This window comes from Halostella salina (assembly GCF_003675855.1).
Classification (GTDB): domain Archaea; phylum Halobacteriota; class Halobacteria; order Halobacteriales; family Natronoarchaeaceae; genus Halostella; species Halostella salina.
Genome location: NZ_RCIH01000007.1, coordinates 25,350 through 37,888 on the forward strand (window position 1 = coordinate 25,350; position 12,539 = coordinate 37,888).

14 protein-coding genes are annotated in these 12,539 nt (G+C 68.3%); 6 read left to right on the top strand and 8 right to left on the bottom strand.

Annotation, left to right across the window (positions count from 1 at the left end):
* The first annotated feature begins 6 nt into the window (after nucleotides 1-6).
* Entirely contained in the window at nucleotides 7-678 is a 672-nt protein-coding gene (locus D8896_RS13815; RefSeq protein ID WP_121822699.1) for a DUF7546 family protein, read from the top strand.
* 1 nt (nucleotide 679) lies between these two features.
* Entirely contained in the window at nucleotides 680-1,093 is a 414-nt protein-coding gene (locus tag D8896_RS13820; RefSeq protein WP_121822700.1) for a hypothetical protein, read from the top strand.
* A gap of 28 nt (nucleotides 1,094-1,121) precedes the next feature.
* Here the strand turns inward: D8896_RS13820 and D8896_RS13825 are convergent, their stop codons facing one another.
* From D8896_RS13825 to D8896_RS13850, 7 genes are read right to left on the bottom strand one after another with little or no spacing between them, the layout of a single operon-like run.
* Nucleotides 1,122-1,310 (bottom strand): hypothetical protein, encoded by a 189-nt coding sequence (locus D8896_RS13825; RefSeq protein ID WP_121822701.1) that lies wholly within the window; start codon nucleotides 1,308-1,310, stop codon nucleotides 1,122-1,124.
* Nucleotides 1,307-2,365 (bottom strand): TrmB family transcriptional regulator, encoded by a 1,059-nt coding sequence (locus tag D8896_RS13830; RefSeq protein WP_121822702.1) that lies wholly within the window; start codon nucleotides 2,363-2,365, stop codon nucleotides 1,307-1,309. Before D8896_RS13830 ends, D8896_RS13825 begins: the two co-directional genes overlap by 4 nt.
* Before the next feature lie 12 nt (nucleotides 2,366-2,377).
* The gene (locus D8896_RS19475; protein WP_162991569.1) at nucleotides 2,378-3,475 is read right to left on the bottom strand and encodes an ABC transporter ATP-binding protein; all 1,098 of its coding nucleotides are present in this window, start codon (nucleotides 3,473-3,475) and stop codon (nucleotides 2,378-2,380) included.
* Nucleotides 3,472-4,545 carry an ABC transporter ATP-binding protein gene (locus tag D8896_RS19480; protein WP_162991570.1) on the bottom strand — a complete coding sequence of 358 codons (1,074 nt, stop codon included), beginning with the start codon at nucleotides 4,543-4,545 and terminating at the stop codon, nucleotides 3,472-3,474. The genes D8896_RS19475 and D8896_RS19480 overlap by 4 nt, the downstream gene beginning before the upstream one ends.
* Nucleotides 4,545-5,582, bottom strand: a complete 1,038-nt coding sequence (locus D8896_RS13840) for an ABC transporter permease (protein WP_240452033.1) — start codon at nucleotides 5,580-5,582, stop codon at nucleotides 4,545-4,547. The genes D8896_RS19480 and D8896_RS13840 overlap by 1 nt, the downstream gene beginning before the upstream one ends.
* Entirely contained in the window at nucleotides 5,569-6,570 is a 1,002-nt protein-coding gene (locus tag D8896_RS13845; RefSeq protein WP_121822703.1) for an ABC transporter permease, read from the bottom strand. The genes D8896_RS13840 and D8896_RS13845 overlap by 14 nt, the downstream gene beginning before the upstream one ends.
* A gap of 27 nt (nucleotides 6,571-6,597) precedes the next feature.
* A complete protein-coding gene (locus tag D8896_RS13850; RefSeq protein ID WP_121822704.1) occupies nucleotides 6,598-8,469 on the bottom strand; it encodes an ABC transporter substrate-binding protein in 1,872 nt (623 codons plus the stop codon).
* 289 nt (nucleotides 8,470-8,758) lie between these two features.
* Here D8896_RS13850 and D8896_RS13855 point away from each other — a divergent pair, with 289 nt between their 5' ends.
* Together D8896_RS13855 and D8896_RS13860 are read left to right on the top strand one after the other, a co-directional pair.
* On the top strand, nucleotides 8,759-9,685 hold the full coding sequence (locus D8896_RS13855; RefSeq protein ID WP_121822705.1) for an ABC transporter ATP-binding protein: 927 nt from the start codon (nucleotides 8,759-8,761) through the stop codon (nucleotides 9,683-9,685).
* Entirely contained in the window at nucleotides 9,682-10,428 is a 747-nt protein-coding gene (locus tag D8896_RS13860) for an ABC transporter permease (RefSeq protein ID WP_121822706.1), read from the top strand. The genes D8896_RS13855 and D8896_RS13860 overlap by 4 nt, the downstream gene beginning before the upstream one ends.
* A gap of 15 nt (nucleotides 10,429-10,443) precedes the next feature.
* Here the strand turns inward: D8896_RS13860 and D8896_RS13865 are convergent, their stop codons facing one another.
* Nucleotides 10,444-10,794 (bottom strand): DUF7344 domain-containing protein, encoded by a 351-nt coding sequence (locus tag D8896_RS13865; RefSeq protein WP_121822707.1) that lies wholly within the window; start codon nucleotides 10,792-10,794, stop codon nucleotides 10,444-10,446.
* A gap of 238 nt (nucleotides 10,795-11,032) precedes the next feature.
* Between D8896_RS13865 and D8896_RS13870 the strand changes: the two genes are divergently transcribed.
* Complete coding sequence (locus D8896_RS13870) at nucleotides 11,033-11,443, top strand: cobalamin B12-binding domain-containing protein (RefSeq protein ID WP_121822708.1); 411 nt, start codon at nucleotides 11,033-11,035, stop codon at nucleotides 11,441-11,443.
* Nucleotides 11,440-12,519: a methylmalonyl Co-A mutase-associated GTPase MeaB gene (meaB, locus tag D8896_RS13875; protein ID WP_121822709.1), complete on the top strand. Its 1,080-nt coding sequence runs from the start codon at nucleotides 11,440-11,442 to the stop codon at nucleotides 12,517-12,519. The genes D8896_RS13870 and meaB overlap by 4 nt, the downstream gene beginning before the upstream one ends.
* Nucleotides 12,520-12,539: the final 20 nt, after the last annotated feature.

Below are 12,539 nucleotides of genomic sequence, written 5' to 3' on the forward strand. Positions count from 1 at the left end.
CCCGCCATGAACGTCCGTCAGTCGCTCCCGTCGCTCCCGAACGGCCGAACCCTGCTGTACGGAGCGCTCGTTCTCAACACGGAACTCCTGCTCGTGCTGCTCCACCCGGGCATCGCCGGACTCACCGCCCAGGGGTGGCTGCACGTCGCGCTCGCGCTGGTGTGGATCAACGTCGGCGCGTGGGCGGTGCTGCGGACCGACCCCGCGCCCGCGTCGCCCGACCAGCGCCGGACCGCGTTCGTCGTCGCGGCCGGCTACTTCGCCGTCCTGCTGTACGTCGGCGGCCTCGTGACCCTCGGCACCACGTTCGCGTCGGCCGACCTGCCGGCGACCGGTGCCCGGATCGCCTGGCTGATCCCGGGCTGGGGACCGGCCGTCCAGTACGGCGGCGAACTGGTGACCGTCTCGCTCCAGCCGTACAAGCTGGTCGGCTACTTCGCGCTCGCCTATCTCGTGTACGCGACGGTGCTGGACGCCGCCGGCGCGGCCGTCTCGGGCGTGCTCGGCCTGCTCTCCTGTGTCAGCTGTACCTGGCCGGTCCTGACGACGGTGGCGACGAGCGTGCTCGGGGGGTCCTCCGCCCTCGCGGCCGCCGTCCAGAACTGGCCCCAGGAGATATCGACCGTGGTGTTCGTCGTCACCGTCGGGTTATTGTACTGGCGACCGTTCGGCCGGTAGGATGTACTCGCGGGAACACTTCCTCATCGGCGCGGTCGTGTCGACCGCCGGCGTGGCGGCCCTCCGGGACGCGTTTTCGCTCCCCGTCCTGGCGGGGCTGTTCGCCGGCGGCGTCCTGCTGTCGGTGTTCATCGACCTGGACCACTTCCTCGTCGCGCGCCGCCACGCGGGCGACTGGTCACATCTGCGAGCCTGCGTCCGGGACCCCGTGTTCGCCTTCACCGAGCAGGACGAGGTGTTCGAGGGGATCCCGGAACAGCAGATCCAGCTAGAGCGCTTGCTCACCCACGCAGTGGTCGGCGGCGCGCTGACGGCGGCGCTGGCGCTCGTCTCCGTCCCGGTCGCCGTCTTCGCGGCCGTCGTCGTGTACGCCCACGTCGTCGCGGACCTGCTCCGGGACGCCGGGATCGCGTGAGAAAGGTGGCCCGACTGCGGGTCAGTGCCTACCGGAACGGCCGCCACTCGGCGCGGATCACCAGATACAGGCCGACCATCGACGCGACGATGAATCCGAGGCTCAGCTGGGCGACGACGTACGACGCCGTCCCGGGTTCCAGCGCCGGATAGGACAGCGCGAGCAGCGAGAGCAGGATCGCGTTGGCGACGAACAGCGCCTTCCAGAGGGAGGTCATGCGAGTTCGAGCGTGACCTCGTCGGCCTGTACGTCCTCGACGAACGCGCCGTGGCCGCCGACGCTCAGTTCCCCTTCATCCGTCTCGATCACGAAGCTGTTCTCGACGATGAAGGAGTTCGAGAACGGTTCGACCAGCCCCTGCCGCACGTCGACCACCGCACCGGTGGTGGTCACCGGGTCGCCGGTGTCGAGGTCGGTCCCCTCGACTGTGGCGACGACCGTATCGCCCGCGGCGTCGTGCAACACGGTTTGCAACACCGCGGGTCGGTGCAGACGGTACGTCCGCGGCAGCGCGTCGCGCTCGTCGGTGTACACCTCGGTGCCGCGGGGCCAGTAGTTGGCGAAGAAGGAGCCGAACACCGAGCCGACGATCTGCTGCTGGGTCAGCGCGACGGCCTGCTCGTCGCCGTGTCGGGCGGTTATCAGCGCCGCCTCGCCGACGATGCCCGCCTCCGCGTCGACCGTCACCGCGAAGGGGATGTCCCGCTCCCACTCGCGGACCACGCTCGCCATCCCGGCGTAGCGCGTCTGCACGCCGTCCGTCGACGCCCCGTCGACGTTCCCCGCCAGCAGCAGGACCATCACCCCGCGGTCGCGGGCGTCGGCGAGCGCCGGCTCGACCTCCGGGATCACGTCGGCGGGGAGCGCGATGAACGCCTCCTCCTCGGCCTCCGCCAGGGTCGTCCGGATCCGCTTGATGGCGGTCTGGCGCGACTTGATGAGTTCGAACGTCGCCGTCTCCGTCTCCTGGGCGTTGTACCGCTCGGCCAGCCCGGACTCGATCGTCTCCAGCCGATCGACCAGCGACGCGATCGCATCCTCCGGGGGGCGGGCCTCTATCTTCGTCGGGACGACGTGGTCGTGGACGCGGACGAGGCCCCGGTCCGCGAGATTCTCGACGATGTTGTACACGTACCGCTGCGAGACGCCCGAGTCCTCCGCGATCGTGCTCGTCTTTGCCTCGCCCCGTTCGAGGCAGGCGAAGTACGTGTCGACCTCCTTCTCCGAGAGCCCGAACTCCTCGAGGTGGGTCCGGAGCGTCGAATCGTCCATTGTAGCCACTCGTTACCCCTGCACGTTGCCTTCTATAGATGTCGGTTCGGTCCCTTCGACCGGCGGGCTGTCCCAGTAGTCGTGGTCCGGATCGGTGCGGAAGCAGGCCGCACTGTGGCCACGGTCCGTGTCGTCGTCAACGCTCGGGGTCCGTTCCTTGCACACCTCGCGGGCCTCCGGACACCGGGTGTGGAACCGGCAGCCGCTCGGCGGGTTCACCGGGTCCGGAATGTCGATGTTCCGGATCGGCGGTTCGTCGACCTCCCCGCCGGTGTCCAGGTCCGCGGTCGCCCACCGGAGCACCTTCGTGTATGGGTGTTTGGGGTCCTGTAGCACGTCGTCGGCCGGCCCGATCTCGACGAGTTCGCCGAGGTACATGATGCCGACCCGGCCGCCCGCGTTCTCCGCGAGGTAGCGGGCGTTCGAGAGGTTGTGCGAGATGAAGAGGAAGGAGGTGTCGAACTGCGCCTGCAGTTCGAGCATCAGGTCCATGATCTCGACGCGGAGCGACACGTCCAGCGCGCTGACGGCCTCGTCGGCGAGGATGAGGTCCGGGTTCATCAGCAGCGCCCGGACGAGCGCGACGCGCTGTTGCTCGCCGCCCGAGAGCTGGTGTGGGTACCGCTGGGCGTAGTCGCCCGGCGGTTCCATGCCGACCCGTTCGAGCATCCGGAGGATCCGGGCGCGGCGGTCCTCGGTCTCCATGTCCTCCTCCCAGCGCTTCAGCGGCGCTGCGAGGCTGTTCATCACGGTGCGGTTGGGGTTGAGCGACGAGCCGGGGTCCTGGTGGATGATCTGGAGCGAGCGGCGGATCTCCTCGAACGGCACGTCGCCCTCGCCGTCCCGGGCCTCCCAGATGTCCTGCCCGCGGTACTGCACGCTGCCGTCGGTCGGGCGCTCGGCCCCGATGGCGGCCTTCCCGAGCGTCGTCTTACCGCAGCCGCTCTCGCCGACCAGCGCGACCACGTCGTTCTCGGGGATCGACAGCGAGACGCCGTCGACCGCCCTGACGCGGTCCGGGTCGGACCGGAACGACTCGATCAGCCCCTGTTCCTTCTCGAAGTGGACCGCCACGTCGTCGAGCGTGACGACGTCGTTCGCGCGGCTCATTGTATCTGCTCCTCCGTGCGTTCGCTCTCGAACGGGATCGCCTCGGCCGACTCCTCCCAATGGAAGCAGGCCACGGCGTGGTCCTCGGACACCTCCTGGAACGGCTGCACCTCGCCCGCCAGCGCGGGGTCGTCCCGGCGACACTGCTCGTCGGCCAGCGGGCACCGCGAGGCGTACGAACAGCCCGCGGGGATGTTCACCGGGTCGGGCGCGGAGCCCTCGATCGGCTGCATCGTCGACAGCGGCGCGTCGAGGTTCGGCACCGCGCGCAGCAGCGCCCGGGTGTACGGATGGGCCGCGTTGTCGATCACCTCGTCTGCCGGGCCGCGCTCGGCGATCTCGAAGGCGTACAGCACCGCCAGCCGGTCGGCGAGCCCCGCGACGAGCGGCAGGTCGTGGGTGATGAACACGACCGTCAGGTCGTACTTCTCCTGCAGTTCCGACAGCAGGCTCAGGATCGACCGCTGCATCAGCAGGTCGAGCGCCGCCGTCGGCTCGTCCATCACGAGGACGTTCGGTTCGAGGATCAGCGACAGCGCGATGAGCGCGCGCTGGCTCATGCCGCCCGAGAGTTCGTGCGGGTAGGAGTCGAGGACGCGCTCGGGGTCGAGATACAGGTCCGAGAGCAGTTCGCGTGCCCGATCCATCCCGGCCTCGCGGTCGGCGTCGTGGGCGTCCAGGGTCTCCTCGAAGTGCCCTCGGATCGTCATCGTCGGGTTGAACGAGGAGAGCGCCCCCTGGAACACCATCGATATCTCCTCCCAGCGGAGCCGCTTTAGCTCCGACTTCGAGAGGTTCAGTACGTCGACCGGGTCGCCGTCCTCCGGGTGGTAGATGATCTCGCCGCTCAGTTCGCCGGGCTCCTCGACGGCGTCCAACATCGCGGAGGCGAGCATCGACTTGCCGCTCCCGCTCTCCCCGACGACGCCGAGGATCTCCTCGCGGCGGACGTCCAGGCTCACGTCGTTCAGGACGCGGGACTCGCCCCGGTCCATGTCGAACGTGACCCGTGCGTCCCGCAGTTCGAGGATGACGTCCTCGTCGCTTCGCGTGTCGTGTGTGAGTGCCATCAGTTGATCACCCCAGTGGGTTGCGTCTCGTCGCCGTCGCCCTCGTCGCCGTCAGCGTCGCTGACGGTCTTCGTGTGTCGTGCGCGAACGCGTGGATTGAACAGCCGGTCGGCCGCCTGCGCGAACAGCGTCAGCGCCAGCCCGAGGATGATCACCGCGAGCATCGGCATCAGCAGCCAGTGGAAGGCCGCTGGCGAGGCCGCCGCCCCGGCGTTGTAGTGGGCCTTGTTCATCATCACGCCCCAGTTGACGCTGTTGTACGGCAGGATACCGAGGAAGTACAGCGCGACGGAGCCGAAGATGACCCGCCGGGCGTTCTGCACGAAGTTCATCGTGATGTACGGCATCAGGTTCGGGACGATGTCCTGGCTCACGATCCTGGGCGTCGAGATGCCCATGAGCCGGGAGGCTTCGACGTACTCCAGGTCGCGCAGGGTCAGTACCTGCGACCGGAGCGACCGCGCGAGGCCGGCCCAGGCGTTGACCGACAGCAGAACCCCGATGATGTACGGGTCACCCTGCAGGTCCAGCACCCCCGCCAGCACGATAACCAGCGGGAGCCCCGGGATCGTGAGCATGATGTCGGTAAACGTCATCAGCAGGCTGTCCGTCCGACCACCCTTGTAGCCCGCGAGGGTACCGACGACCGTGGCCACGCCGACAGTGAACACCGCGCCGGCGGTGATCATCTTCAGCATGAACGGCGTCGCGTGGACGATCTGCGACATGATGTCCTGCCCGAGCGACGTGGTGCCGAGCGGATGTTCCATCGTCCGGAACGCGCCGGTCAGCCTGGGACCCTGGTTCGTCGAGGGTTCGGTCACGACCATGACGCCGACCGTGCCCATCAGCACGTAGCCGGCCAGGATGACGACGGAGATACGCGCCCGCCAGTCGCTCCAGACGATACGCGCCGGAGCGAGCACCATCGCATCGAGCGCCTCCCGGTAGCGCTCGCGACTGGTGAGTTCCGACTCGGCGACGGTCTCGAAGTCGGAGACGCCGCCGTCGGTCCGCGGCTCGTCAGTAGGACTCACGCGAGGCACCTCCTTTGGCGCGCGGGTCGATCCAGCCGTAGGTCAGGTCCGCGATAACGACCCCGAGAAGCACGGCGACCGTGATGATGATGAACGTCCCCATCATCATCGGGTAGTCGCGCTGGCCGATCGCGTTGATCAGATACCAGCCGACGCCGGGGTATCTGAATATCTGTTCCAGGATGATCGCGCCGCCGAACACGCCGCCGATCGCGATCATCAGGTTGGTGTACATCGGTAAGATCGCGTTCCGGCCGACGTACCGAATGGCGATCCGGGACTCCGAGAGGCCGCGAAGCCGGGCGACCCGGAGGTAGTCCTCGCCGAGTACCCGGATGCTGTTGCCCCGCATGTTGAGCGCCCAGCCGCCGAATCCGGTGACGACGAGCGACGCGATCGGGAGCGCGGCGTGGTGCAGGACGCTGAGCACGAACCCCGGATACAGCCCGGGTTCCAGTTTCGACGCGTGGTGGCCGCCGGTCGGGAACAGGCCCGTCCGGTAGGCCAGGAAGGTGAGCAACAGTAGCGCCACCACGTAGTACGGCGTCGAGTTCAGCACCAGCGAGAGGCCGGTCGACCCGAGGTCGAACCGGCTCCCCTCGCGGTAGGCCATGAACGCGCCGAGCACGACGCCGATCGTGAACATCAGGAACAGGGAGGTGGCGAGCAGGAACACCGTCCACGGGATCGCCTGCGCGAGCACGTCCGCCACGTCGCCGTGACGGACGGACTCGCCGAGGTCCCCCTGCAGTACCGAGGCCATGTAATCGATGTACTGCTGGTGGATCGGCTCGTTCACGTCGTACTGTGCTTCGATGCGGCGGTTCAGCTCCTCGGCGGACATCCGGGTGCCGCCCTGCTGGCGCATCTGTGCCCGCAGGTAGTCGGCCGGCCCACCCGGAAGCATCTGGATCAGGCCGAACGACAGCGTGACGACCGCGTACAGGGTAAACACCGCCTGTGCGAGTCGTTTGAAAACGTAGTTCATAGCTGTGAGAGCGGTCGGAGCCGGCCCCTAGATCTGGCTCTGCTGTGAGAGTTCAGCGAGCATGTCGGCGGGGTTCCACGTCTGTGCCTCGCCCTCGGGGTCGCTCAGCGGCGGTGCCTCCCACTCCGAGGGGACCTGCCACTGGTTGGTCGCCGCGTTGCTCCGGTAGATGCGGTCGAAGTGGAAGTACGGGTAGGAGTGGTTGTAGTTCGCCCAGCCGTCGAGCGCCAGCACGAAGTCGCTGTTTGCCAGGTCGGTCCCCCAGTACGTGCCGTTGTCCTTCGTGATGAGCTGGGTCTCGAAGCCGAACTCGTCGAGGTGGTCGACGAGCGTCTCGGCCCCGGCCACCCAGTCGGAGAAGCCGGCGGGACATTTCAGCGGGATCTCAAGCGGCTCGCCGTCCGGCGTCATCCAGGTGCCGTCCTCCTTGCTGTAGCCTTCCTCCTCCAGGAGCGCGGCGGCAGCGTCGTGGTCGGTCTCGTACTTGTTGAACTCGCCGGCGACGCCATCCAGCCAGATGTCCTCGACCTGACCGCTGAAGTTGCCGGTCAGACCACAGGGGATGCTAACGCCGACCTTCGAGTTGGTCCCAGCGCCGGAGTTCGTGGCGACGCTCTCGCGCTCGATGACGTGGGCGATGGCCTTCCGCACGTTGACCTTGCTGACGTGGTCGTGCCCGTGGTTGAAGAGCAGGCCCATCCCCCAGTGGCGCGGGATGAGGCCGACCTTGACGTGGTCCGGCAGCTGGTTCAGCCGGTTGCTCGGCATGAACAGCGTCGCCGAGCCGTCGGTGTCGCCGTTGATGAGCGCGCTCCAGCGGCCGTTGTTGTTGGGCTGGAACAGGTACTCCGACTCGGGGAAGTTGATGTTGCCCGCGTCGGGGTGGTCCTCGAACTTCGTCAGCAGGGTGCGGCTGGAGTCGGCGTCCTCGAACTGGAACGGGCCACAGCCGACCGGCTCGCTCACGCTGGCTGAGGAGAGGTTCCCCGTGACATCGGTGATCTCGTCGACGCTCCCGGCGCTCTCGAACTCCTCGACGTAGCTGCCGTACTCGCTCTCCTTGCCGACGAGGCGCTTGGGCTGGAGATAGGAGAGGACGATCTGGTTGTTGACCTGCTGTGCGAACTGGATCTCGACCGTCGAGTCGTCCGGCGCGGAGATCCCGTCGGCGATCGCTGACACGTCGTCGGGGCCGAACTCGCCGTCGTCGTCGTTGCCGTTGACGTAGGTGGCGAGCGCGCCGCCGGTGTACATGTCCAGTTTCAGCTGGGTGACCACGTCGGTCGCCGTGACCGCGTCGCCGTCGTGCCAGGTGAGGCCGTCGCGAACGGTCAGCGTGAGCGACTGGTCGCCGAACTCCCAGTCGGAGATGGCGTACCCCGAGAACTCAGCGTTCGCGAGGTTGTACTTCATGAAGCGGTCGAACAGCATCCGCCGCGGCTCGGCGTAGTTGCGGCCGTTCCACGGGTTGTACTGCGAGTCCGACGGGACCGCCCACTGCGCGACGGTCAGCCGGTCGTCGTCGCCTGTTGCCTGCCACTTGCCCTCGCGGGGCAGCCACTCGGTCGGCCAGTACACCTGGATGTCCTCGGAGTCGGTCGGCGGCACGTCCCAGTCGTCGGTCGTGAGGAACGTCTGTGCCAGCTTCTCCTGGATCGGCAGCACCGGCAGCGTCTGGTTCGTGAGCCAGGCCAGCTCCTGCACGACGTTCTGAGCCTCCTGGCTCTCCACGGAGGTCTGGCTGCCGCCGATGTCCGGCGTCGTCCGTTCCGTGTTGTCGGACGCCTCCTGGCCACCGCAGCCGGCAAGCCCCGCGATGCCGGCCGCGCCGAGCCCCTGCAGGACGCGCCGTCTGTTCGTCGAACTGTCAGTCCCGTCTCCCTTGTTCGGGGTTGACATACCCAACGGATCTTCATGACCTAACTTAAAAATTCTGGTTGAAATAGTACTACGAGGATTTTCTACTGCCAAAATCGATGGCTCTGAGGTTTCTATTGCGCGTACTGTATCTCCGATATTTGCGAACGTTCGACCCTGATCGACCAGAATACCTACCCGAACGTACCGGAAATATGTCTATCGTTGATCGGGTATACGTGTACCGAGCCGGGGCCCCCCACGGCGACCGCACGGTCCGCGCCGCGGCGGCGATCGAACCGCTTACCTCCGGGCCGTCATTGCTCCCGATATGGACGTGCTCGTCGCCGACGGCCTGGAGAAGCGGTACGGCGAGACCGTCGCTCTGGACGGCGTCTCGCTGTCGGTCGCGGAGGGGGAAGTGTTCGCGCTCGTCGGGCCGAACGGCGCGGGGAAGACCACCCTCGTCCGGGCGCTGACCGGGACGACGGAGCCGACCGGCGGGGAGGCGAGAGTGCTCGGCGAGCGCCCCGCGGCGGTCAACAGGTCGCGTCTGGGTGTGTTGCCCCAGTCCTTCTCCCCGCCGGCCCGCCTCTCGGCCCGGGAACTGGTCGCGTACTACGCCGGCCTATACGACGACGCCCGCGACCCCGACGACGTGCTCGCGACGGTCGGCGTCGCTGACTCGGCGGACGTGCGCTACGAGAACCTCTCGGGCGGCCAGCAGCGGCGGACCTGCCTCGGCATCGCGCTCGTCAACGACCCCGACGCCCTCTTTCTCGACGAGCCGACGACCGGGATCGACCCGGCCGGCCGGCGGACGGTCCAGTCGCGGATCGCCGACCTCGCGGCGGGCGGCGCGACCGTCTTCCTCACGACGCACGACATGGCGGAGGCCGAGCGCGTCGCGGACCGCGTCGGCTTCCTCGCGGACGGCGACCTCGTCGCGGTCGGCACGCCCGACGACCTCGTGGCCGAACACGGCGGCGAGCGCCGGCTGGTCGTGCGGACCGACGCCGACCCGGACGCGGTGGACCTCGACGCACCGACGACGGCACGCGACGGCGAACTGGTCGTCCACGGCGTCGAAGCGGAGGCGATCGGCGGCGTCGTCGACGCGCTTTCGGCCGCCGGCGTGGACTACGGCGAACTGACGTGGACCCAGCCGGACCTGGAAGACGTGTACCTCGAACTGACCGGCGACCGCGAGGCCGTGCGCCCGCCGGCTAGCCCCGTCGCGGGAGGTGATGCTCGATGAGCCGGGTCGCCCGTGTGCGAGCCGAGGCGGGTGCCGCGTGGCGGTCGTTCGTCCGGCGGCGGACGGCGGTGTTTTTCACCTTCTTCTTCCCGGTGATCCTGATCCTGATCTTCGGCGCGCTGGTGCGGACCGACCCGACCGGGACTGGGCTGTTCACCGAGCCGCCGGGCTACTACGTGCCGGGCTACCTCGCGGTCGTCGTCCTGTTCACGCCGCTGTCGCGGGTCGGCAGCACGGTCGCCCGGCACCGCGAGGGGAACCGGTTCGAGAAGCTCGCCACGACGCCGCTGACGCGGGCGGAGTGGCTGGCGGCCCACACGGCCGTCAACGTCGCGATCATCGGCGCGGCGAGCCTGCTCCTGCTCGGGATCATCGTCGCCGTCACCGACGCGGCGGTCACGCCGTCGCCGTGGCTCGTCCCGCTGGTCGCGCTCGGCGTGACGCTGTTCTGCGGGATCGGCGCGGCGCTCGGCCGGGTCGCCGACTCGCAGGACGGCGTGATCGCCGCGAGCAACACCATCGCCCTGCCGATGCTGTTCCTCGCGGAGACGTTCGTCACCGACGACCTGCTGCCCGAATTCGTCCTGCCGCTGGTCGACCTCCTGCCGCTGACGTACTTCTCACGAGGCGTCCGGGCCGTGACGTACGCCGGAACCTCGCCGGTCGTGGACGTGGCGGTGCTTGCGGCGCTCGCCGTCGTCGCCTTCGCCGTCGGCGCGGCCGCGATCCCCCGAACCGACTGACCGACCTGGGCCGGGTTACTGGGACCGGCCTGTCAGCCCGACGACGTTCCGGTCGCGGTCGAACCGGACGACCCCGATAGCCGCGAGCTTCGGGACGTGAACGTGGTACAGTTCGACCTCGACCCGGCGGACGTGGTCGGGTACGCTCGCGTCGCTCTCCGCGTCGCGCTCGGCGACTTCGGCCGCGAGGTCGGCGAGCGCCAGCGACCCGTCACACGAATCGAGCGCGTCGATCGCGAACCGGCGGTACCGGTGCGAGAGCGCGTCGAACAGCGCGTCGCGGTCCTCGGTGGCCGAGCCGTCTTCGGACCGCTGCAGGTCGCGTACGACTGCCGTCGTGTGCCTGGGGTCTCCAGCTTCTTGCATGAGAACTATTCCTCCGTGGTTCGTGACACCTGATAGTTCGACGTTCGTTTCGCCTTCGCGTCGAAAGACAGTTCGATCGATATTAACGTTAGTTGTTAACACGGTTCGAAAACCAGTGAATACCACCGGTTCTAGCGGTGAAACTAACCTGCCGACCGGTCCGACAGGGGACGAACGGCAGCGCCGTCCCTCAGGAACTTCCGTTAGAGTCAAACTATCGGCCGTCGAACCATGAGGCATGAGCCAGACCCAGCGGTCCATCCGATGTCTCGTCGCCAAGGTCGGGCTGGACGGACACGACCGCGGCGCACACGTCATCGCACGGGCGTTCAGGGACGCCGGCTTCGAGGTGATCTACTCGGGACTGCACAAGGCTCCTGACGAGATCGTACAGGCCGCCGTGCAGGAAGACGTCGACGTGCTCGGCATCTCGATCCTGTCGGGCGCACACAACACGCTGGTCCCGAAGGTGATAGACGGGCTGAAGGAGTACGACGCGTTCGAGGACACGCTGGTGCTCGTCGGCGGCGTGATCCCCGACGAGGACGAGGACCACCTGAAGGAGCTCGGGGTCGCCGAGGTGTTCGGCCCCGGCACCAAGATGGAGGAGACCATCGAGTTCGTCCGCGAGAACGCCCGCGAGCGATGAGCGCGGACGTTGCGTCGCTCGTCGACGGGCTACTGGCGGGCAAACAGCGCGCGCTCGCCCGGACGATCACGACCATCGAGAACCGCGAGCCGGGGTACCGCGAACTCGTCTCCGCGCTGTACGAGCACACCGGCGACGCCGAGGTGATCGGCGTCACCGGCAGCCCCGGCGCGGGCAAGTCGACGCTGGTCGACAAACTGACCGAGACCTACCGGGAGCGTGGCGACACCGTCGGCGTCATCGCGGTCGACCCGTCGTCGCCGTACACCGGCGGGGCCGTGCTGGGCGACCGCATCCGCATGGCCTCGAACGTCGGCGACATGGACGTGTTCTTCCGGTCGATGAGCGCCCGGGGAAACCTCGGGGGCATCTCCACCGCCACCGCGGACGCGGTGAAGGCGCTCGACGCGTTCGGCAAGGACCGGATCATCGTCGAGACGGTCGGGGCCGGACAGAACGAGATCGACATCGTCCGCACCGCCGACACCGTCGCCGTGCTCGTCCCGCCGGGCAGCGGCGACGAGGTCCAGACGCTGAAGGCCGGCATCCTGGAGATCGGCGACGTGTTCGTCGTCAACAAGGCAGACATGGACGGCGCGGACCGCACCGTACAGGAGCTGAAGGAGATGATCCAGCTCGCCGGCGACGCCGGCCCGGCCGCGGTCGGCCACCACGGTCCCGACGAGCACGCCCTCGGCGACGGCGGTGGCGGGGCGGCCGAAGCGAAGGCAGCCGACCAGGGGGAGGCTGACGACTGGACGCCCACCGTCGTCGAAACGGTCGCCACGAGCGGCGAGGGGGTCGACGAGCTGATCGACGCGCTCGCGGCCCACCGCAGCCACATGGTCGAGAGCGGCCGGCTGGACGAGAAAGCCCGCAGCCGAATCGCCGAGGAGATCCGGCTGCTCCTCCGGGAGGACGCGAGCCGGCTTGTCGAGCGCGAACTCGACCGACGCGGCGGGGTCGAGTCGCTCGTCGCGGCCGTCCGCGCGGGCGAGACGGACCCGTACGCCATCGCCGACGACGTGATCGAGCCGTTCGAGGCGTATCTGGACGACCGCGACGGGTCGGCTTAAGTTACTGGCCGCCGTAGTCC

Excerpts from the sequence above, each read along its gene's own strand:
- D8896_RS13815 (WP_121822699.1), top strand. The coding sequence starts at position 7 with ATGAACGTCCGTCAGTCGCTCCCGTCGCTCCCGAACGGCCGAACCCTG.
- D8896_RS13820 (WP_121822700.1), top strand. The coding sequence starts at position 680 with ATGTACTCGCGGGAACACTTCCTCATCGGCGCGGTCGTGTCGACCGCC.
- D8896_RS13825 (WP_121822701.1), bottom strand. The coding sequence starts at position 1,310 with ATGACCTCCCTCTGGAAGGCGCTGTTCGTCGCCAACGCGATCCTGCTC.
- D8896_RS13830 (WP_121822702.1), bottom strand. The coding sequence starts at position 2,365 with ATGGACGATTCGACGCTCCGGACCCACCTCGAGGAGTTCGGGCTCTCG.
- D8896_RS19475 (WP_162991569.1), bottom strand. The coding sequence starts at position 3,475 with ATGAGCCGCGCGAACGACGTCGTCACGCTCGACGACGTGGCGGTCCAC.
- D8896_RS19480 (WP_162991570.1), bottom strand. The coding sequence starts at position 4,545 with ATGGCACTCACACACGACACGCGAAGCGACGAGGACGTCATCCTCGAA.
- D8896_RS13845 (WP_121822703.1), bottom strand. The coding sequence starts at position 6,570 with ATGAACTACGTTTTCAAACGACTCGCACAGGCGGTGTTTACCCTGTAC.
- D8896_RS13850 (WP_121822704.1), bottom strand. The coding sequence starts at position 8,469 with ATGTCAACCCCGAACAAGGGAGACGGGACTGACAGTTCGACGAACAGA.
- D8896_RS13855 (WP_121822705.1), top strand. The coding sequence starts at position 8,759 with ATGGACGTGCTCGTCGCCGACGGCCTGGAGAAGCGGTACGGCGAGACC.
- D8896_RS13860 (WP_121822706.1), top strand. The coding sequence starts at position 9,682 with ATGAGCCGGGTCGCCCGTGTGCGAGCCGAGGCGGGTGCCGCGTGGCGG.
- D8896_RS13865 (WP_121822707.1), bottom strand. The coding sequence starts at position 10,794 with ATGCAAGAAGCTGGAGACCCCAGGCACACGACGGCAGTCGTACGCGAC.
- D8896_RS13870 (WP_121822708.1), top strand. The coding sequence starts at position 11,033 with ATGAGCCAGACCCAGCGGTCCATCCGATGTCTCGTCGCCAAGGTCGGG.
- meaB (WP_121822709.1), top strand. The coding sequence starts at position 11,440 with ATGAGCGCGGACGTTGCGTCGCTCGTCGACGGGCTACTGGCGGGCAAA.